Source organism: Dyadobacter sp. 3J3 (assembly GCF_009801115.1).
Classification (GTDB): Bacteria; Bacteroidota; Bacteroidia; order Cytophagales; family Spirosomataceae; genus Dyadobacter.
This window is the reverse complement of record NZ_VTOL01000015.1, coordinates 57,822-77,892: the sequence shown is the minus strand read 5'-3', so window position 1 is coordinate 77,892 and position 20,071 is coordinate 57,822. Positions and strand designations below refer to the sequence as shown.

The 20,071-nt window shown below is 39.6% G+C and carries 18 protein-coding genes; 11 read left to right on the top strand and 7 right to left on the bottom strand.

What is annotated here, in order from left to right; all coding sequences use genetic code 11:
- Window positions 1–12: 12 nt before the first annotated feature.
- Both FZF08_RS26120 and FZF08_RS26115 read right to left on the bottom strand, forming a co-directional pair.
- Complete coding sequence (locus FZF08_RS26120; protein WP_159475849.1) at window positions 13–762, bottom strand: glucosamine-6-phosphate deaminase; 750 nt, start codon at window positions 760–762, stop codon at window positions 13–15.
- A 62-nt stretch (window positions 763–824) separates the two neighbouring features.
- On the bottom strand, window positions 825–1,463 hold the full coding sequence (locus tag FZF08_RS26115; protein ID WP_159475846.1) for a pseudouridine synthase: 639 nt from the start codon (window positions 1,461–1,463) through the stop codon (window positions 825–827).
- A 281-nt stretch (window positions 1,464–1,744) separates the two neighbouring features.
- On the opposite strand from FZF08_RS26115, the gene FZF08_RS26110 reads away from it, so the two are divergent.
- The 9 genes from FZF08_RS26110 to FZF08_RS26070 all read left to right on the top strand — a co-directional run bounded on the left by FZF08_RS26110 (window position 1,745) and on the right by FZF08_RS26070 (window position 12,049).
- The gene (locus tag FZF08_RS26110; protein WP_159475843.1) at window positions 1,745–3,088 is read left to right on the top strand and encodes a deoxyguanosinetriphosphate triphosphohydrolase; all 1,344 of its coding nucleotides are present in this window, start codon (window positions 1,745–1,747) and stop codon (window positions 3,086–3,088) included.
- A gap of 143 nt (window positions 3,089–3,231) precedes the next feature.
- A complete protein-coding gene (locus FZF08_RS26105) occupies window positions 3,232–4,356 on the top strand; it encodes an FIST signal transduction protein (protein ID WP_159475840.1) in 1,125 nt (374 codons plus the stop codon).
- Window positions 4,357–4,368: 12 nt separating this feature from the next.
- Window positions 4,369–6,060 (top strand): PAS domain-containing sensor histidine kinase, encoded by a 1,692-nt coding sequence (locus tag FZF08_RS26100; RefSeq protein ID WP_159475837.1) that lies wholly within the window; start codon window positions 4,369–4,371, stop codon window positions 6,058–6,060.
- Window positions 6,061–6,150: 90 nt separating this feature from the next.
- Window positions 6,151–6,558: a response regulator gene (locus FZF08_RS26095; protein WP_310590616.1), complete on the top strand. Its 408-nt coding sequence runs from the start codon at window positions 6,151–6,153 to the stop codon at window positions 6,556–6,558.
- A 30-nt stretch (window positions 6,559–6,588) separates the two neighbouring features.
- Entirely contained in the window at window positions 6,589–8,559 is a 1,971-nt protein-coding gene (locus FZF08_RS26090; RefSeq protein ID WP_159475832.1) for a response regulator, read from the top strand.
- Window positions 8,560–8,651: 92 nt separating this feature from the next.
- Complete coding sequence (locus FZF08_RS26085; protein ID WP_090337638.1) at window positions 8,652–8,876, top strand: CDGSH iron-sulfur domain-containing protein; 225 nt, start codon at window positions 8,652–8,654, stop codon at window positions 8,874–8,876.
- A gap of 140 nt (window positions 8,877–9,016) precedes the next feature.
- Window positions 9,017–9,910 (top strand): alpha/beta hydrolase, encoded by an 894-nt coding sequence (locus FZF08_RS26080; RefSeq protein WP_159475829.1) that lies wholly within the window; start codon window positions 9,017–9,019, stop codon window positions 9,908–9,910.
- A gap of 113 nt (window positions 9,911–10,023) precedes the next feature.
- Window positions 10,024–11,283 carry a putative DNA modification/repair radical SAM protein gene (locus FZF08_RS26075; protein ID WP_159475827.1) on the top strand — a complete coding sequence of 420 codons (1,260 nt, stop codon included), beginning with the start codon at window positions 10,024–10,026 and terminating at the stop codon, window positions 11,281–11,283.
- Window positions 11,252–12,049, top strand: a complete 798-nt coding sequence (locus tag FZF08_RS26070) for a TIGR03915 family putative DNA repair protein (protein WP_159475824.1) — start codon at window positions 11,252–11,254, stop codon at window positions 12,047–12,049. Before FZF08_RS26075 ends, FZF08_RS26070 begins: the two co-directional genes overlap by 32 nt.
- A gap of 24 nt (window positions 12,050–12,073) precedes the next feature.
- Here the strand turns inward: FZF08_RS26070 and FZF08_RS26065 are convergent, their stop codons facing one another.
- The 3 genes from FZF08_RS26065 to FZF08_RS26055 all read right to left on the bottom strand — a co-directional run bounded on the left by FZF08_RS26065 (window position 12,074) and on the right by FZF08_RS26055 (window position 16,412).
- Complete coding sequence (locus FZF08_RS26065) at window positions 12,074–13,234, bottom strand: ATP-binding protein (RefSeq protein ID WP_159475821.1); 1,161 nt, start codon at window positions 13,232–13,234, stop codon at window positions 12,074–12,076.
- A gap of 84 nt (window positions 13,235–13,318) precedes the next feature.
- Complete coding sequence (gene pdeM / locus FZF08_RS26060) at window positions 13,319–13,960, bottom strand: ligase-associated DNA damage response endonuclease PdeM (protein WP_159475818.1); 642 nt, start codon at window positions 13,958–13,960, stop codon at window positions 13,319–13,321.
- Complete coding sequence (locus FZF08_RS26055) at window positions 13,950–16,412, bottom strand: ligase-associated DNA damage response DEXH box helicase (protein WP_159475815.1); 2,463 nt, start codon at window positions 16,410–16,412, stop codon at window positions 13,950–13,952. Before FZF08_RS26055 ends, pdeM begins: the two co-directional genes overlap by 11 nt.
- A 163-nt stretch (window positions 16,413–16,575) precedes the next feature.
- Here FZF08_RS26055 and FZF08_RS26050 point away from each other — a divergent pair, with 163 nt between their 5' ends.
- Both FZF08_RS26050 and FZF08_RS26045 read left to right on the top strand, forming a co-directional pair.
- Complete coding sequence (locus FZF08_RS26050; RefSeq protein WP_159475812.1) at window positions 16,576–16,791, top strand: DUF2281 domain-containing protein; 216 nt, start codon at window positions 16,576–16,578, stop codon at window positions 16,789–16,791.
- Window positions 16,791–17,105: a type II toxin-antitoxin system VapC family toxin gene (locus FZF08_RS26045; RefSeq protein WP_159475808.1), complete on the top strand. Its 315-nt coding sequence runs from the start codon at window positions 16,791–16,793 to the stop codon at window positions 17,103–17,105. The genes FZF08_RS26050 and FZF08_RS26045 overlap by 1 nt, the downstream gene beginning before the upstream one ends.
- 113 nt (window positions 17,106–17,218) lie before the next feature.
- Here FZF08_RS26045 and FZF08_RS26040 read toward each other — a convergent pair whose 3' ends face one another.
- Together FZF08_RS26040 and FZF08_RS26035 are read right to left on the bottom strand one after the other, a co-directional pair.
- Window positions 17,219–18,817: an ATP-dependent DNA ligase gene (locus FZF08_RS26040; protein WP_159475805.1), complete on the bottom strand. Its 1,599-nt coding sequence runs from the start codon at window positions 18,815–18,817 to the stop codon at window positions 17,219–17,221.
- Window positions 18,818–18,847: 30 nt separating this feature from the next.
- Window positions 18,848–19,945 (bottom strand): ligase-associated DNA damage response exonuclease, encoded by a 1,098-nt coding sequence (locus tag FZF08_RS26035; protein WP_159475802.1) that lies wholly within the window; start codon window positions 19,943–19,945, stop codon window positions 18,848–18,850.
- Window positions 19,946–20,071 lie beyond the last annotated feature (126 nt).

Genomic DNA, 20,071 nt, shown 5'->3' with positions numbered 1-20,071 from the left:
GCGACTTATTAATTAGAAATGGGTTCCACGAATAGTTTCAGAAAGTTTTGAAGCGACTTCTTCATCAAGAAATATAAAGGAATTTCGATGCTCCCGGATAATGGTTCCCGGAATTTTATTCGATATTTCTTCGGTAAGAACTTTCAAAACAATATCTGCTTTTTTGTCCCCGGCCACGATTAAGACAGCTGTTTTCGCTTCGGAAAAATGTTGCAATCCAAGGGTGATTCCACCGGAAAGCGGAGTATTTTTTGTGAAATATTTCTGAGCAACTTTTACGGTAAGCGGATCCAGTTCGGTCGTATGTGCGTATGAATGGAAGTCCGCACCAGGTTCATTTAATCCAATATGGCCATTCATTCCCAACCCGACTAACATCAGATCAATCGGGCCATTTTCCTGAATATAAGTATCCATTCGCTTGCATTCCTGATCAGGATTTTCAGCAAGACCATCGAAAAAAGTAATTTGTTCGGGGTTAATTTTTAAGGGGTTGAAAAAACTGGAATATAAATAATGTTTACAGCTTCCTTCATCCTTTTCGTCCATACCGATCCATTCGTCCAAACCTACAAAACGGCATTGGCTGAAATCAACATAACCTTCCAGGCCATATTTTACCAGATATTTTAATACAATCGTAGGAGATTCACCGGAAGGGAAACATAACAGAGAATCCGGTTTTTGATGGATTTGATCAACAATCAGATCCGCCGTGGCTTTGGACATGGCGTCCTTGTCCGCATATATAGTCAACTTCATGGATTTGCTTTTACAACAAAAGAACATGACGTTGCTTTGTTACTATTAAATCAGAGTAAAAGTCAATTATTTACTACAACAGACTGGACTGATTCTTCACTCCAATTTTCTATTTTCAGCTTTTTGAAAAAATCTTCCTCTTCAATTTCCTGAACTTTTCCCGGCTGCAAATCACCCAGTTCCAGATCTTCAATAGACATCCGGATCAGTCTTTTACACTTATGACCGGCAGCAAGTACCATTTTTCTTACCTGATGATATTTCCCTTCCGTCAAAGTAATTTTAAGCCAGGAATGCGGCACATCTTCCGGCTCTTTTGAAAGTTTCGCCCAGCCTTTTGGCTTTTCTACAATGTCAACTTCGCAAGGCGTGGTAATATATTCAACATTACCCTTAATTCTGATCGGAATTCCAGTCCTGAGCAAATCGAGTTTTTCCTGATTCACCACATGTTTGACATGAACAACATAAACCCGTTTATGCGGAACCTCCCCCTGAAATAATAAACGGGTAACTTTTTTGTTCGTTGTTAATATCAGCAATCCCTCGGAATGGCTGTCGAGCCGCCCGATGGCATGAATTCCTTCCGGAAAATCATATTCCAGATCGCCAAGCAGGCCCACAGCATCAGGACTGATAAACTGCGAAACCATATTCGGCGGTTTATTAATGATAAAATAACGATGTTTTGACTCGGTCATGAAGCTGGATTGTTGACAGTTTTTGCTGTTATTTTATTCAAAGATCGTTCCTTTTTATTTGGAAATTTACTTGATGTACTAATCGGGAAGGTTAACTATGTCACTTACAGGGACTTTATGCAAGCAGTATTTTAAATCCGCATTATACTTTACAATTAATTAATACTACAATTTCTATATAAATTCTGAACATTTCCCTTGCTTAAAGCCAATATAAAACCGTTTGGAATGCGTACTATTGTAACACAAGCAGACACATTCAACGTATTTGTACTCTCCTCATGAAGTGGGAAAAATTACTCTCGGCAAAACGCTGGGGAAGTGAAGATAAAAATATTGAAGATCAGGCCGAAGCCCGGTCGGAATTCCAGCGTGATTATGATCGTTTAATATTTTCTTCCCCTTTCAGAAGGCTCCAGAATAAAACACAGGTCTTCCCTTTACCCGGAAGCATTTTCGTCCATAACCGACTAACACATAGTCTTGAAGTAGCCAGTGTAGGAAGATCTTTGGGAAGGATTTTTTACAACCGTTTGAAAAAAAACAGACCGGATTTAGACGAAGAACTTCCCCTGATCAGTGAAATAGGAAACATTGTGGCTGCCGCTTGCCTGGCGCATGATCTCGGAAATCCGGCTTTTGGACATTCCGGTGAAGCTGCGATTTCTTATTATTTTACAAATGGCGACGGGCGTATTTATAAAGACAAAGTCACCGAAGCCCAATGGGAAGATTTGACGCATTTTGAAGGCAATGCCAACGCTTTCCGGATTCTTACACATCCTTATGCAGGAAAAGGTTATGGCAGTTTTGCCCTTACTTATTCAACTTTGGCCTCCATCGCAAAATATCCCTGCGAATCTCTGGCAGGACATGATAAATCGAAAATTTTTAGAAAAAAATATGGATTTTTTCAATCCGAACAAGCTGGCTTTGAGAAAATTGCCACGGAACTTGGATTGGCAAAAGTTGAAGATAATCATCTGATCTACAAGCGTCATCCTATTGTTTATCTGGTTGAAGCGGCAGATGATATTTGTTATAACATTATAGATCTTGAAGACGCACACCGGTTGAAAATATTATCCTATCGTGAAGTTGAAGAGCTACTTTTACCATTGGCCAACGATCCAAAGATGGCTGAGCGACTAGACGAAATTGATGATGATGATGCCAAAATAAGTTTTTTACGTGCCAAATCGATTAACACTTTGATTGGTCAATGTTCTGAGCTTTTTTACAAAGAGCAGGAAACCATTTTAGAAGGAGATTTTAACCACAGCCTGATTGATCAGATCAATGAACCGTTTCGATCGATCATGAAGAATATCGAAACCATTTCGATTAAGAAAATTTACAATTATTCCTCTGTTGTACAGATAGAAGTGGCTGGTTACAAAGTTATGGGAGGACTTTTGGAGGAATTTATTCCGGCTTATTTAAACAATAATTCACATTATTCTAAAAAACTTGTTGAGCTGATTCCGAAACAATTCATCACAAAAAAGACCGACGAATACTCAAAAATCCAGACTGTTCTAGATTTTGTATCCGGAATGACAGATCTCTATGCAGTAGAATTATTTCGAAAGATCAAAGGGATTTCATTTCCTTCCATCAGTTAGAAAACTTAGTCGGCACGTATTAAAATTCTATATTTTTCAGGTGTTTAACAAGGGCAGGTTTCGCATCCTGATATTAGTCAACTGCTCAAAAACTTTCATTATCTTGTAAACTCAAACTGGTTTTCAAAAACCTTATCTCAACTATGAAAATTGAACAGTTCGTCTACACAGGCGAAGCCTCCGTAAAACCGTTTACAATAAACCCCCAACTTATATTCGCATTCGGCCACCGGGAACTTCTTGAAAGCCAAACTTTAACACAGGAACTGGCCAAAAATTACCCAAATGCAATTCTTACCGGCTGCTCCACAGCTGGAGAAATTATCAGTGAATCGGTTCGTGACGGAACGATCATTTTTACAGCCATTGAATTTGCCGATGTCAAAATCCAGTCGGCAAAAGTCGGCTTGAAAGATTCCGGTTATAACAGTTTTGAAATTGGCAAAAAACTGGTTTCCCAGTTTCCTCAGGAAGGATTAAAACATGTTTTTGTTGTTTCCGACGGACTCAAAGTAAACGGTACGGATCTGGTAAAAGGCATCGCCGATGAATTGCCAGAAAATGTAACCTTAACAGGCGGACTTGCTGGTGACGGCCCCAATTTTTCAAAAACAGTAATTGTTGAGCCCGATGGAACAATTGCAACGGAAAGTATCGCAGCGATCGGTTTTTACGGCGATACCCTACATATTGGTTTCGGTTCACGCGGAGGCTGGGACAGTTTTGGTTTGGACCGACTGGTCACTAAATCAAAAGAAAATGTATTGTATGAGATTGATGGTCAGCCAGCTCTGGATTTGTACAAATCATTCCTGGGCGACCGTGCGAAAGACCTTCCGTCATCCGGACTTTTGTTTCCACTAAGCATGCGCGACAGCGAAGACCGCGCTCCCGTTGTCAGGACGATTCTTGGTATCAGCGAGGAAGATAAAAGCCTCACTTTTGCCGGAGATATTCCACAGGGAAGCTTTGTAAGATTGATGAAAGCGAATACGGACAGACTGATAAACGGCGCGGAAGAGGCTGCTATTGCTGCTAAAAATGGAGATAATGAATCTCCGGAATTTGCATTGCTGGTTAGTTGCGTCGGTAGAAAACTCGTATTGAAACAGATTGTGGAAGAGGAAGTTGAGTCTGTTTCGGAGGTACTAGACAAGCCGTTTATTACCGGATTTTACTCTTACGGAGAAATTGCGCCTTTCAACCAGAATGTTCAATGTGAGCTTCATAATCAAACTATGACGATTACCACTTTCCGGGAATCATAAAATCATCGACTATTGGAAACAACGGAAATTACTTATCACCGTCTATTAAAACGTCAGATCAGGAAATCGCTATCTCCTGAACTTGCCGAAAATCCTGAATTCCAGGATTTCCTCAATTCTGTCAATCAGGCTTATCTTGAATTTCAGGATGATATCGCCCGAGTGGAACATATACTCGAACAAAGTTCGACAGAATTATTCAGGGCAAATAAAGAGTTGATCAGCATCGCCGATCAGAAAACGGAAGAGGCAGCTTCAACCAACAGAAGATTGGAAGAAGTAGCGAATAGTATTTCAGAAGTGCTTATTCAGCTCAACAAAGATGGGAATATTATTTACCTCAACAATGCCTGGGAAACGGTAACAGGTTTTAAAGTAATCGACAGTCTGAATAAAAACTGGGCTGAATTCCAGATCAATAGTGATTCAAAAACAAGATTGGAATCGCTGTTTACCGGAAAAATCAAGTCAGTTCAGGATACTTTTAAGTTGACTACGGCCGATAAAACTGAAAAATGGCTGGAAATATCGATCTCGACACAGCTGGATTCCTGTAAAGAAGTGATTGGATTTATTGGAACAGTCAGTGATATTACGTCCAGAAAAGCCCAGGAAGAGCAGATTAACCGGATGGTTGAATGGTTTAACGAATCCAGTGAAGCGGTTCAGGTTTCAGATGATACCGGAAAGTTACTCTTTATTAATCACGAGGCTGCCCGTCGTTTAGGAAAAAAACAGGAAGAAATCATTGGGTCCCATATTAGTACCGTAGAAAAAATATTTGAAGATCCTGAAAAGTGGGCGGAGTATGTAGCTACTTTAAAAAGCACGTCCAAAATGATTGTCACCGGTTTTCATAAAAAGAGAGACGGAAGTACTTATCCGGTTGAATCCAGTGTAAAATATTACGAAACTGACGGCCAAGGCTATGTTTTGGCATTTATCCGGGATATTACAGAACGGGTAGAAGCTGAGAATAAACTAAAATCTTACATGCGCGATCTGGAACGGATCAATGCTGAACTTGACCAGTTTGCTTATGTGGTAAGTCATGATTTGAAGGCTCCGTTACGTGCTATTAATAATTTATCCGAATGGATTGAGGAAGATATCGAAGATCATCTTGATGGCGACACGAAAGATCAGTTCAAACTTTTACGTGGACGCGTGCATCGGATGGAAAGCCTTATTAACGGAATTTTATCCTATTCCAGAGCCGGACGTATCAAAACAACCAAAGAAAGATTTTTGATTAAATCATTGGTGGATGATCTTTGTGACACTTTCAGTTCAAAAAAACCAATCGAATTTATTTTTGAAGGCGACCCGAAGAAAGAATTGCTTTCAGAAAAAATTACGCTGGGGCAGATCTTGCAAAACCTGATTTCCAACGGAATTAAATACAACGACAAGGATGAAATTAAAATCACTATTGGCTGGAAAGATGGAGAGGAAGGCATAGAATTTTTTGTACGGGATAATGGGCCCGGAATTAGTCCTGAATTTCATGAAAAAATATTCGTCATTTTTCAAACGCTGCAAGCCAGGGATGAAGTTGAAAGTACCGGCGTAGGACTCGCCATCGTAAAAAAGATCATGGATGAAAAAGGAGCAAAGATCAGTATCCAATCGACTATGAAAGAGTCTACTACATTCTTTTTCACATGGCCGGTAAACGAAATAGCTGAGATCGAAAAAATATAGAATTAATTTGAGTAACCAGCAACATATTAGTAATAAAAAGTCATTAATTATAACAATCTTTACAAAATGTCCAATTCAAATCCAATCCCCATGACAATCTTACTTGTTGAAGATGACGAAGTAGATATCATGAATGTGAAGCGAGCATTTAAAAAAAATAATATCTCAAATCCACTCGTGATTGCCCATAATGGTATTGAAGCCCTGGAAGTTCTACGGTCGACGGCAACAGATGCACCAAAACCAAGAATTGTTCTTCTAGACCTTAATATGCCAAGGATGGGAGGAATTGAATTTCTCAAAGAAATCAGACAAGATCCAGAGCTAAGTTCTCTTTCCGTTTTTGTGATGACCACCTCCAATGAAGACGGCGATAAAATTGATGCCTTTAACCTCAACGTAGCCGGTTACATTTTAAAACCTTTATCCATGGACCGTTTTATTGCGGCCGTGTCTACTTTGAAAAGCTACTGGACCCTTTGCGAGTACCCTGAATAAGCCTGCAAGCCCACTTCTTTTCAAAATGTTATGACCCCCTTGAATCTGCTGTTGGTAGAAGATGATGATATTGACGCGATGGAATTCAAACGTGCCATCCGAAAATGTAATGTTGAAATTCAGGAAATGCGCATATGTAAATATGCTGAAGAGGCCATTACGACCCTTGAAACCTGGCTGCCCACCTGCATTTTTGTTGATTACCAGCTACCAAAAACTAACGGTCTGGAATTACTTAAAAAAATAAAAAAGATTGCACCAAAGCTTCCGGTTATCGTTTTGACTTCTCAAGGCGATGAGCGGATTGCCGTGGAAATGATGAAGGCTGGGGCTATGGAATATTTTCCAAAAGCAGAGATCAATGCTGAAAAACTGACGAAGACTTTCCACACCATGAGCCAGATGTTCGAGGTAGAAAAAGAGCGTGAAGTTGCACAGAAAGAACTCGCAGAAAAGGAGGAATTTATCCAGAAAGTAGCACAGCTTTCACCCAATATTATTTATGTCATAGATATTGAAAAATGGACAAACATCTTTCATAACAATCAGATCAGTGAAATATTGGGTTACAAGGCAGAAGAACCACTTCCTCAAAATGTACTTGCTTTTTCTAAACTGATTGATAATGACGATTTACTGACTTTTAGGAAACATTATAATTATATCAAACAGCATTTAAAAGATGGCGAAGTAATGGAAAAAGAATTTCGCCTGAAACACAAAGACGGATCGGATGTCTGGATTATTACGCGCGAAGTTTCTTTTAAGAGAAATAATGATGGTGAAGTTTTGGAAGTTTTGGGCACCGCCATTGATATTACAAGCCGAAAACTGGCTGAAAAGGAACTGATAAAGGCAAAAAAAGATGCCGAAGAAGCTGCACTGATCAAGTCAGATTTTTTGTCAACCATGAGCCACGAAATCCGTACTCCGATGAACGCAATCATAGGATTTACAGATTTACTGCTAACCAGTAATTTACCGGAAGAATATATGCAATATTTAAACACCATTAAATATTCTGCTGATAATCTGATGGTTATACTGAATGATATTTTAGATTTTTCCAAAATTGAAGCTGGTAAATTTATCCTGGAAGATTTTGAATTTGACCTTCGGGAAAAAATCGGGCATTTATACAGGACTTTTGAGTTTAAAGCAAAGGAAAAAGGAATCAAGCTTTCCTATGAAATTGATGACAAAGTGCCGGCAATTCTGATCGGTGATGCATACCGTTTGAACCAGATCCTGGTCAATCTTATTGGCAATGCGTTGAAATTTACTTCGGAAGGTTTCGTCAAAATTTCCACTCTGGTTGAAAAAGAATATGCTGATAAAGTAGATTTAAAAATCTGCGTAAAAGATTCAGGAATTGGGATTTCTGATGATAAACTTGGCTTGATTTTTGATAGTTTTTCCCAAGCCCACAACAACAATGCAACCAAATTTTTTGGTGGTACTGGACTTGGTCTAAGTATTACCAGGAAAATAACGGAACTGATGCAGGGAAAAATTACAGTAGAAAGCGAGCTTGGCACAGGCAGTAATTTTTGTGTTACCCTTACTTTCCTAAAAGGGAATGCTGCCCCAACCAGCGATATATTGAACACAAATATTCCGTTCTCTCTTAAAGGTTACAGCGTTATTGTTGCCGAAGATATTCTTGCCAATCAACTTTTGCTTAAACACCTGCTTAAAAGATGGGAAGCCGATTTTGTCATTTGTGATAATGGTAAGGAAGTTTTGGAAACCTTGCAGTTGCGCAGTTTCGATCTCATTCTGATGGATTTACAAATGCCTGTTATGGATGGCATTACGGCTATGAAAGCGATCAGGAATTCTTTTCCGCATCTTGCCAAAGTTCCCGTCCTTGCTTTTACAGCAGATACTTTTGCACAAACTTCACAAGAAATTATTGATTGTAAATTTCAGGATTTCATCACAAAACCATTCAGAATTGACGAGTTGACTTCCGTTATCCGCAAGCAATTAAATCTGTAATCGGATATATTTAGATTTGTACTCATGCTAAATTAGACGTTGCCCGCTCTCACTTCCATTCGGATTGTTACCTTTGGTCAAAATTATTCATCATGACAAAAGTAAAGCTTACCGTAAATAATAACGGATCTCTGAAAGTTGACGGAGATTTTGAAATCGTAGACGCGCAGGGAAATGTGTACGGATTGGAAGGAAGAACGGTCGTTTCGATATGCCGTTGCGGACTTTCAGCGAACAAACCTTTCTGTGACGGATCTCACAAAGGACATTTTGAACATAATGCGGTTGCATTTAATTTGCCTCCCAAGAAAGTTTAAGACCAAAAAAAATTCTATTCTAAATCCACTGGTTTTCACAAGCCAGTGGATTTTTTATTGGGTATTCATTTTTATAGCATTTAATCCACGATCATTTATTTGACGTATGTTATCCAAAATAAAAACTAAATAAACGATCAGTGAATTCGCAAACCCGTGTCAGTCTTATTATTATCCTAATTTTATTCGGAGCTTTTTTACTAACACTTTCTGGATGTACGTTCCTGGGTAATAAAGCACATAAAAATATCACTTATGCAAAAGGCTCAGGAGCAATTTCTGACCAACAATTAAATATCTTCGAACCGAAAAAACCCACAGGACCAAAAGATGTTTTGGTCTTCATTCATGGAGGAAACTGGAATTCCGGAAAGAAATCGCAGTATAGCCTGATGGGAAGAAACTGGACAAAAAAAGATATTGTCTATGTCATCATCGACTATCCGTTAAGTCCAGCTGCGACTTATAAAGAAATGGCTGAATATTCTGCAAAATCAGTGAAATGGGTAAAAGAAAATATTCAAAATTATGGTGGAAATCCTGACCGGATATTCATTTCAGGTCATTCGGCTGGCGGACATCTGGCAGCGCTTATTTCTATTGATGATCAATACTTTCAAAAGCTGGGAATGGCTAATCCGATCAAAGGATTGATACTAATCGACGCAGCGGGACTGGATATGTATGGTTATCTGTTGGAAGAAAAATTTCCGAAAGATAATACCTACCTCAAAACATTTACAACCGATCAAAAGAATTGGAAAGACGCTTCTCCACTTTATCATTTACATAAAGGAATGCCGCCTATGACGATTTTCAGAGGTGGAAAATCATATCCTTCCATTATTTCCAGTAATGAAAAATTCATCAAAGCCATGCAGGAATTTGCTCCCGAAACTTCTTATGTAGTTCTGAAAAGCAAAAAACACATTCCCATGATTACACAATTTTTCAATCCCTGGAACAAACGCTACAATCAAATCCACCGTTTCATGGAAAGTATTGACAGTAAAGGAAATATCATTAAAAATTAATTGTTTCACATTTGAATTTTATAAATAAATTCGAGACAAAGTTTATTTCAGTATCAAAAATTTACTATCTTTGTGATACTAATAGTATCATCAACAAACGTTAGAACATCGATATGTCGGAAAGACTTCATGAGAAGCTGGAAATTCTTGCTGATGCAGCTAAGTACGACGTATCGTGTTCATCCAGTGGAAGCAAGAGAAAAAATCATAACAAAGGTTTAGGCGAGGCGACGGGAAGTGGCATTTGTCATACCTATACCGAAGATGGCCGCTGCGTTTCACTTTTAAAAATTCTGCTCACTAACCATTGCATTTTCGATTGTGCTTATTGTGTGACGCGGAAAAGCAATGACATCAAACGGGCGGCTTTTACGGTTCAGGAAGTTGTTGATCTGACCATGAATTTTTACCGAAGAAATTATATTGAAGGTCTTTTTCTGAGTTCCGGTATTTTCAAAAATGCTGATTACACGATGGAAAGGTTGGTTTCTGTTGCGAAAAAACTTCGCACGGAAAACAAATTCAACGGTTATATCCACCTTAAAACAATCCCCGGCGCAAGTGATGAGTTAATGCATGAAGCTGGTTTATGGGCTGACCGGCTTAGTGTTAATATTGAAATTCCTACAGAAAGCGGCTTGAAACTTTTAGCTCCGGATAAGAATATCAAAGATATGATTGAGCCGATGACTTACCTTAAAAAGGAAATCATCAGGACCAAGGAAGAATCGAAAATCTTCAAATCTGCCCCACTTTTTGCTCCTGCCGGTCAAAGCACGCAGATGATCATCGGTGCCAGTGGCGAATCAGATAAGGATATTATGCACACGGCAAATAAATTCTATAAAGGGTTTAATTTAAAACGTGTTTATTATTCTGGTTATGTTCCGATTAGTAACGACAACCGGCTTCCGGAATTAGGAAGTGCAGTACCTGTTTTAAGAGAAAACCGCTTATACCAAACCGACTGGCTGATGCGGTTTTATGGATTCAACGTCCATGAATTATTGAACGATCAATTCCCGAATCTTGATCCTGAAATTGATCCAAAACTGAGCTGGGCGCTTCGAAACATGGCGTTTTTTCCAGTTGATGTGAATACGGCTGATTTGCAGCTTATTCTGCGTGTACCCGGAATTGGTGTACAATCAGCACAGAAAATTGTTGGTGCCCGTCGGTTTAACAAATTAGGTTGGGATCATCTTAAAAAAATCGGGATTGCGCTTAACCGGGCAAAATATTTTATCACCTGCAATAGTCCGATAACTGATCGAAAGGATTATACGGAAGCCAAAATCCGGCAATTCATCCTCAACGAATCCCGAAGTAAATTTCTTACCAATGGAGGCCAGCAGTATAATCTTTTCGGATAAACCCGTCAATGTTTCCTACGATGGAACCTGGTATGGACTGTTGACTGCTGTTTTTGAAGCATATTCAAAAAAGTGGAATGTTTCGGGTTTTGTAGTCATTGACAGAGAAAGTCAGTCGGATTTTTTTGCTGAAAAAGTTATTGTGGTGACGGATGAAGTGAAAGCGCAGCGTGTTTGGCTGGGTTTGAAAAAGAAAGTTCCGAAAGAAAACTGTATTCAATTATACCGCTGTTACCTTTCTGAAATGACCGGAATGGCATTTACCATCTTTTCTTGCATCAAATTTTATTTTTCCGGTTTTGATTCGCCGCATCTGGCCTATGGCAACCCCGACGTCTTGAAGATAAACCAGACGTCAAAAATGGTCTATCGGGAAAAACACAGAATGGAAGCATTTGTTAGATTTCAGCGCACGGCTGATGATTTATATTATGCCGGCATTGAGCCTGATTTCAATGTAATTCCTTTATTAAGCCAGCATTTCGCCGAACGTTATGCCGACCAGAATTGGCTGATTTATGATATCAAAAGGAAGTACGGCATTTATTATGACCAGGATAAAGTAGAAGAAATCACGTTGAATTTTTCCAATGAAGCCGGAGCAAAAACATCGGTGAAAGATGTTTTTCATGATTCGGAAACTTTGTATCAGGAGTTATGGAAAAATTATTTCAAAAATGTGAATATTCCGTCGAGGCGAAATATCAAGTTGCATGTGCAGCATGTGCCGAAGCGATATTGGAAGCATTTGATTGAGAAGAAATGAGAATAATATAATCACAGTATCACTTCAAATGTCTTTTTTCATAAAGTTAAACCAGTTTGCAACGCTAATTCCGGTGGTACGATCTTCTTCTTGCTCGCCCGCGTAAATAATAAATCCGGACTGCTCGCCACTTAATTTATTCCAATAAGTAAGACTTTTAAAAAAATCACTATTTATCGTTTTCCCTGCTTTGATTTCAATGGGTAATAAGCTCATTCCCTGATCCACTATAACGTCAACTTCGTGACCGGTTTTGTCTCTCCAATAATATAAATTGATTTGCTTCCCCGCATTAGTTCTCTTTTTCAACAATTCCGTAACCACCAGACATTCAAATAGACTACCTCTTAAAGGATGAAATGAGAGCTGATCTGATGATGTAATACCCAATAGGGAGCAAACCAGTCCAGTGTCATAAAAATAAATTTTTGGTCTCTTAATCAGGGTTTTATTAAAGTTTTTATAGTGTGGTCTTAATAGATAAATGATAAAACTGCTTTCCAGAATTCCAATCCAGGATTGAATTGTTTTTGTATCCACTCCTGTCTCAACCGCCAAGGAGGTCAGATTCAATTCTTGTCCGGTTCTTCCCGCCAACAATCGGATAAATCTTTCGAAAACAATCAAATCCGTAATATTTTTGATTTGACGCACATCTCTGTCAATATAGGTACGAAAGTAATTGGGAAACCAGTCTTCCGGTGGAATACCCATATCGTAAATGGGCGGGTATAATCCTCTAAAAATTAGTTCATTTTCATCCGGCGCGGCATTTTCCGTACCGAATAGTTCGATAGAGCTGAACGGCAACAAATTTAAAATCGCAATACGGCCAGCCAGACTTTGGGAAATATTTTGTTGGAGCAGAAAATTGTTAGATCCGGTCAAAATGAAGCGCCCTGGCTCCTGGGACTGATCCAAAACTTCCTGCAGATAAGAAAATAATTCAGGTGTTCTCTGGACTTCATCAAAAATGGCACCCGACTCATATCTTTTGAGAAATCCTCTCGGATCTTCTATTGCATACCTCCTTGTATCAGGATTTTCTAGGGATAAATAGGTTTTATCCGGGAATAGTGTTTTCACGAGTGTCGTTTTTCCTGATTGTCGTGGCCCGGTAATGGCAATTGACTTAAAAACACTCGCTAGTTGTAGAATCTTTGATGTTGCACTTCTCTGTATCATAATACAATTTAAACAAAAAGTGGATAAATACGGAATTCAATTCCGTATTTATCCACTTTTTGTTTAACCAAATTCAGATCAATATTATCCAACCGCAAAAACCCGCTCCTCCGTCAACATATAAATCTTTCTTCCTGCTACCAGATCAACGCCAAAACCACCGGTAAAAACGCCAAAACTTGGCACGATTGCCTGGTATTTATCCACCACAAAACATGGCAGCCGAAATCTCTGCCGCCCTTTTCCATACGATGTAAATACCGGATGAATATGCCCGGCGAAAACAAATTTCGTCGGATCCAACTCTACCTTCGGATGGTGTGTAAAAATAAAATTATCTTCTTCAAAATCATTTTTGAAAACTTCAATATTATTTTCCAAAAACAAACTGACCGGCAAAACATCATGATTACCGATCACAATGATCATTTCAACAAAATGATATTTCTTCCTCCATTCAGAAAACGTTTCCCACTCGGAATTGTATTTGTTATGAAAAAGATCGCCAAGAAAAATGATACGTGAGCAATTCGTATTTTCCAGTAACTGATCCAATCTTTCAAAGTTATTACCAGCGGCAATTTGAGGAATCGCGATCCCCTCTTTTCTGAAATGAGTAATTTTCCCTAAGTGCAGATCACCGATAAGAAGTGTTTGTTTTTCCTTCCAAAAAATCGCCTTTTGTGTTAATAAATCAAAGTGGTTATTCTGTATTTCAATCTGCATCACTATACTGTTTGAGCATTTTCTGTATCCGGTCTTCCAATTTTTCAGAAGTAAGTTGCTCCCTTAGCCGGTCTACCATAATAGGGAACGAAAAAGGCGTTGGCTTTCTCGTTTTTTTGATCATTATTTTTTGTGTTGCAATCCTATCCAGTGCCTCGCGCATCCTGACTTCCTCCAATTGATACGTCAAAACTTCCTGATACGCCTGATTTACCAGCAAGTTATTCTTTTCATATTTGGTCATCACTGTAAACAACAGCGAACTTGACGCCTGAACCTGTTTCGTTTTCATAAATTTGCCAGGATAACCCTGAAACATCAATCCTGCGATGGCGGCAATCTCTCTGAACTTTCGTTTCGCCATCTCCGTTGCATTCACGCTTTGATAAATGTCATCAACCAAATGAGCCGTTGAAAATAAATCATTTTCCTTGGTGATTTTTTCCATATCCACATATTGATCACTGAGCAATTCAAAACCATAATCATTCATCGCAATCGAAAAAGTGATTGGAGACAGCTTACTAAGCCGATAAGCAAGAATAATCGCCATACCTTCATGAACCAACCTGCCTTCAAAAGGAAAAATAAAAATGTGATGACCCTCTTTGGTTTCACATTGCTCAATCAATAATTCACTTGTATTCGGAATCATCGACCGCTCCCGTTGTAATTCCAGAAGCGGTTTTAATTTTGACAACTCTTTCTCCTTATGTGGATTTTCTATTGCATCGGACAACCGGTCGCGAATAAAAGCTGACAATTGAGAAGATAACGGCATTCTGCCTCCCGCCCATCGCACCAGAAATCCGCGTTTTCCTTCCGCTTTTTTAACCGTTACGGTCATTTCATGGATACGGATAAACTCTACGCTCATACCTGCAAACACAAAAACATCACCCGCTTTCATTCTTGTCACAAAAGATTCTTCAACCGAGCCTAAATATTTTCCTTGTTGAAATTTTACTTTCAGCGAGGTTTCCGAAACGATGGTGCCCATACTCAGCATATGCCGTTGCGCGATCCGCCGGCTTGTAACTTTATAAAGTCCATCAATCCTTTCAACCTTTTTATATTCATCATACACTTCCAGCGACGGGCTTCCGGTTGTGATATATCCCAAAAGCCATTCCCATTCTTCGCGGTTGATGAACTGATAGCCATAACAATTCCGGACTTCATCAAACAACTGTTTTTCATCAAAACCTTCACCAACGGCAAGCGTAATCATCCATTGCGCCAAAACATCAAAAGCCTGAATAACCGGCGGCCGATCTTCGATAATCTGTTTTTCAACACCATCACGAAGAGAAACAGCTTCAATCAATTCCAAAGCATTCGTGGGACAAAAATATATTTTGCTGGCGACGCCTGGCTGGTGCCCGCTTCGGCCAGCACGTTGAATAAACCGGGCAATACTTTTCGGACTTCCAACCTGAATGACAGTATCAACAGGGCGAAAATCAACACCCAAATCCAGACTTGCCGTACAAATGACCAGCTTCAATTTCTCTGCATGTAAGGATTCTTCCACCCAATCCCGGATTTCGCGATCCAGAGAAGCGTGGTGAAGGGCCATAATCCCGGCAAATTCCGGATATTTTTCAATGATGATCCGGTACCAGATTTCTGTTTGGGAACGCGTGTTTGTAAAAAGTAACGTTGTTTTACTTTTTCGAACGATATCAACCACATAGTCAATAAGTCTCGTTCCCATATACCCCGCCCAGGGAAGTGTTTCTACTTTTTCAGGGAGAATGCTTTCGACAAGAATCTTCTTTTGTGTTTTTGCTTTGATGACCACATTATCTTCCTCGGCAGAATCCATGCCGACCAATACCTGTTTCGCTTCTTCCAGATTTCCGATTGTCGCCGAAATCCCCCAGGTTTGCAGGTCTGGATTGATGGTTCGTAATCGCGCGATTGCCAGTTCAGTCTGGGTGCCTCGTTTACTTCCCATTAATTCGTGCCATTCATCCACGACGATTGTATGCAGATTTTTAAACGTCTCCGAGCTCCCCTTTTGTGCAAATAAAAGGTGCAGACTCTCCGGTGTGATCAGCAAAGCTTCCGGCATTTGCTTTTTTTGACTGGCTCTTTCCTTGGTGCTGGTATCACCAGAACGAACGCCAATCCGCAATGTCAGGTTCATTTCAAGTGCAGCCATTTCCATATTCCGGAAAAGATCTTTTGACAACGCCCGGAGCGGAGTCACCCATAAAATCTGCAAACCTTTACTTCGTTTTGCAGGATTTTCAGGCAGCGAATTTATATACCGGATTAAAAAAGGAATCCATAAAGAATAAGTCTTCCCGCTTCCCGTCGGAGCATTTACTAATCCACTTTTCCCGGAAAGATAAGCCGCGGAAGCTTCCTTTTGAAAAGCCGCCCATTTCCAGTTTTTATACTTAAACCACTGCTCAACAGCGATATGTCCACGGGATTTTGTCAAAGGGATGGTATTTGTTTGAAATAATAGGAACTTGATATTCTGAATTTTCAGAATGTTATTTATGTATCAAATTCCATTCCTGAATATCTTAATATTCCTGATTTTTTAAAATATAAAATAATCTTTGAAATAGGTATCTTTGTTAAGATTAAAGAGGATAGCTATGTTAACAACTATTGAAGGTGTTTATGAAAACGGTCAGGTAATTTTGACCGAAAATGCTCCGTTAAGAAAAAAAACAAAAGTCTTGATAACTTTCATGGATGAAGTTGAGCCAAATGTAATCTTGGAAAAGCGCCCTTTGGGAACTATGAAAGGAACAATCACAATGTCGGAAGATTTCAATAATTCCCTTGATGATTTAAAGGATTATATGTAATGGCATATCTGCTTGACACACATGTCGTGCTTTGGGCTCTTGACAAAAACGATAAACTCTCTTCAAAAGCTGAAACGATCATTTCAGACCTAGATTCAGATTGCTTTGTGAGTGTAATTTCTTTCTTCGAAATCGCAATAAAGAAAAATATAGGTAAGATTGAATTGAACAATAAAATCCCACTTTTTGAAAACCATCGCGATCCTTTTGATCGACTAATCTTATCAACAGCATTTACCGAAAAACTTCAAGTTATTTCTGCCGATGGTAAATTTCAATTGTATAATAAGGTTGTTGATACTATTTGGGAATAATCATAAAATATAGTTTACCGAATTTGGAGTTTAGATATGAACTCGTCAAAATACTTTTAAAAAGTATCGAACTCTGCAAATTTAACATCTTGTGTTAGATTTGCAGAGTTCCCTTATTTATAAACCTCCAAAATCCCCTTCAAACTCTCCAAAGTATCCGCCTCCGCAGCTTTCTTATCCTTCCGCCACCTTAAAATCCTTGGAAACCTGACAGCAATTCCGGATTTATGCCTCGTTGATTCGTTAATTCCTTCAAAACCAATCTCAAAAACAAGCTCAGGTTTAACAGTTCGGACCGGGCCAAATTTTTCAACAATATTGCGTTTGATGAAATAATCAACCTGACCAATTTCAACGTCGGTTAATCCAGAGTATGCTTTGGCAAAAGGGACCAATTTTCCCTCTTCACCCCAAACGGCGAATGTGTAATCGGTGAAAAGTTCAGCTCTCCGGCCGGATCCTTTTTGCGCATAAATCAAAACAGCGTCAATGCTTAGCGGATCAATTTTCCATTTCCACCAGTCACCCTTTTTCCGTCCGACCTGATAGGTACTGTTTTTTCTTTTGATCATAAACCCTTCCGCAATATTTTCGCGGGAAGTGGGATGCAAGTCATGCAATTCGCTCCATTCCTTAAATTCAACCAAAGGAGAAAGATTGAATATAGACTGAACAGGCATGTTTTTATGAATTTCTTCCAACTGAGCCCTTCTCTGCATCTGGCTTAAATTCCTGATATCAACACCATTTGCTTCCATGATATCATAAGCGATAAAAGCAACAGGCGCTTCTTCCAATACTTTCTTTGTAAGATTTTTCCGGCCAATCCGTGTCTGTAAAACATTGAATGGCATTGGCTTGTTGTCAAAATAACTTACAATTTCACCATCCAGAACGGTACCGTTTGGCAAGACAGTGCTCAAAAAATGCAGTTCTGGAAATTTATCGGTTGATAATTCCTCACCTCTTGTCCAAATGAACAATTCGTTATTCCGGTAAATAATCTGAGAACGAATTCCATCCCATTTCCACTCGACAAACCAATCCTCCGGATTACCTAAATTTGAAACGTCGCCCTCAATCGGATAAGCAAGAAAAAACGGATAAGGTCTTGACGCGTTATCGTTTTCACCTTCATCTAAAATCAATTTTTCAAATGTAGTATCCAAAGGATCCCACTGCCCCATAACTCTGTGAGCAATCACATTGGAATCCGTAGAAGTCGCCTCGGCCAATGCTCTTACCACCAGCGTTTGTGAAACACCGATCCGGAAACTGCCCATTAATAATTTATTAAAAACAAAAGTTTCGTGCTGCGAAAGCTGCGACCAGGCCTGAAGAATATGATCATGTTTTTCTTCGTCTGTCATTTTGGGCAACAGCCCAAGATAATAAAACCATTCCGATAAAGATTTATCAGAATTGTCAGACCCATTTCTTGGTAATATCAACGAAATCGTCTCACCCAAATCCCCCACACTCTGATAACTTTCCTGAAAAAGCCACATCGGGATATTTGCTTCTGCGGCGGCCCATTCTTTTACCATTGTCCTGTTTACCTTAAAAGATGGCCGACGACCTGTAAACAAAGTCAGTGCCCACATTTTATCCTCATCTGACGCAGACAGAAAATAATTTTTCATCAACTCAACCTTTGCATTGGTCTTGTTGGTACGGTCCAGATTCATGAAAAGTTCAGCGAATTGTTTCATTTTTAGCGGTTGGCTTTTAGCGGTTAGGGTTTAGCTTAGTTTCAGATCCGGATCATCCGGGATTGGCGACATATCCTTTTTATTTTCAATGCCTTCGGATTCCGGCCCTTCACCTGTCGCCCTGTCTTCCGTTTCCTCTTCATTTCCGTACATCGTCGTCACCTCTCCTGCCTCAATTCCATTTTCATTTAGCCAGCGTGAAAAGATACTGGTATATCCGTGCGTGACATAAACTTTTTCAGCCGCAGATTCGATGACTGCCGTATTCAAATCCGGCCAGTCCACGTGATCGCTTAATATAAAACCCTGGTCAACAGCCCGGCGGTTTTTAGCACCACGCAAAGCCATCCAGCCTGAACAATAACCGAGAGAATAAGGATTAAATTTTCGTATCCAGGTACTGCTATCAACCGACGGAGGTGCCAAAACCAATGATCCGCGAAAGAGTTTCTTATCAGTTTCTTTGGTGACCAAAGTGAGTTCCGGTAAATCATGCCCGGCTTGTCGCAACCTTTCATTTAGTGTGTAAATGGCCCCATGTGCGTAAATAGGCCCATCTGGCAATTGAATTCCCTTCAAAATCCGCTGCATTTTCCCCAACGAATAACCCATCAGGATACTGGCTTTTTCTTCCAGTCTGTTTTGGGCAAACCAGTTATCCATTTCTGAAAATATTTCCTGTTGTGGCTGCCATTTATAAATTGGCAATCCAAAGGTAGATTCCGTAATAAAAACATTACATTTTACAGGTTCAAAAGGGACACAAAACTTATCGTCTTCCAGTTTATAATCTCCGCTCGCCACCCAAACTTCACCTTTGTATTCCACCCGAACCTGAGCGGAACCGATAATATGACCCGCCGGATGTAAGGAAAAAACAACACCATTGATCACAAATTTCTCGCCATACTCAACCGTTTGCAAGGAAATATCCGGCCCCAAACGAAGCCTCAAAATCGGCTCACTGTCCTTATGCGCCAGATAATGTTTGCTCCCCCAACGGGCGTGGTCACTGTGTGCGTGTGTGATGATCGCGCGATCCACTGGTATCCAGGGATCAATGTGGGCATCTGCCTGGGAACAGTAAATGCTTTTGCCGGTAAATTGTAAAAGTGATTGTGTCGCCATGACGGGAAATTTAATAAAAAGCATGCCAATATTAAACCTCAACAGCTGACACGATAAGGCAAGAAATTGTGTTATTTTTGAAATGACTTTTTACCAAATCGGAGTCAAATCAATAAATCGTTATTA

Excerpts from the sequence above, each read along its gene's own strand:
- FZF08_RS26120 (WP_159475849.1), bottom strand. The coding sequence starts at position 762 with ATGAAGTTGACTATATATGCGGACAAGGACGCCATGTCCAAAGCCACG.
- FZF08_RS26115 (WP_159475846.1), bottom strand. The coding sequence starts at position 1,463 with ATGACCGAGTCAAAACATCGTTATTTTATCATTAATAAACCGCCGAAT.
- FZF08_RS26110 (WP_159475843.1), top strand. The coding sequence starts at position 1,745 with ATGAAGTGGGAAAAATTACTCTCGGCAAAACGCTGGGGAAGTGAAGAT.
- FZF08_RS26105 (WP_159475840.1), top strand. The coding sequence starts at position 3,232 with ATGAAAATTGAACAGTTCGTCTACACAGGCGAAGCCTCCGTAAAACCG.
- FZF08_RS26095 (WP_310590616.1), top strand. The coding sequence starts at position 6,151 with ATGACAATCTTACTTGTTGAAGATGACGAAGTAGATATCATGAATGTG.
- FZF08_RS26090 (WP_159475832.1), top strand. The coding sequence starts at position 6,589 with ATGACCCCCTTGAATCTGCTGTTGGTAGAAGATGATGATATTGACGCG.
- FZF08_RS26085 (WP_090337638.1), top strand. The coding sequence starts at position 8,652 with ATGACAAAAGTAAAGCTTACCGTAAATAATAACGGATCTCTGAAAGTT.
- FZF08_RS26075 (WP_159475827.1), top strand. The coding sequence starts at position 10,024 with ATGTCGGAAAGACTTCATGAGAAGCTGGAAATTCTTGCTGATGCAGCT.
- FZF08_RS26070 (WP_159475824.1), top strand. The coding sequence starts at position 11,252 with ATGGAGGCCAGCAGTATAATCTTTTCGGATAAACCCGTCAATGTTTCC.
- FZF08_RS26065 (WP_159475821.1), bottom strand. The coding sequence starts at position 13,234 with ATGATACAGAGAAGTGCAACATCAAAGATTCTACAACTAGCGAGTGTT.
- pdeM (WP_159475818.1), bottom strand. The coding sequence starts at position 13,960 with ATGCAGATTGAAATACAGAATAACCACTTTGATTTATTAACACAAAAG.
- FZF08_RS26050 (WP_159475812.1), top strand. The coding sequence starts at position 16,576 with ATGTTAACAACTATTGAAGGTGTTTATGAAAACGGTCAGGTAATTTTG.
- FZF08_RS26045 (WP_159475808.1), top strand. The coding sequence starts at position 16,791 with ATGGCATATCTGCTTGACACACATGTCGTGCTTTGGGCTCTTGACAAA.
- FZF08_RS26040 (WP_159475805.1), bottom strand. The coding sequence starts at position 18,817 with ATGAAACAATTCGCTGAACTTTTCATGAATCTGGACCGTACCAACAAG.
- FZF08_RS26035 (WP_159475802.1), bottom strand. The coding sequence starts at position 19,945 with ATGGCGACACAATCACTTTTACAATTTACCGGCAAAAGCATTTACTGT.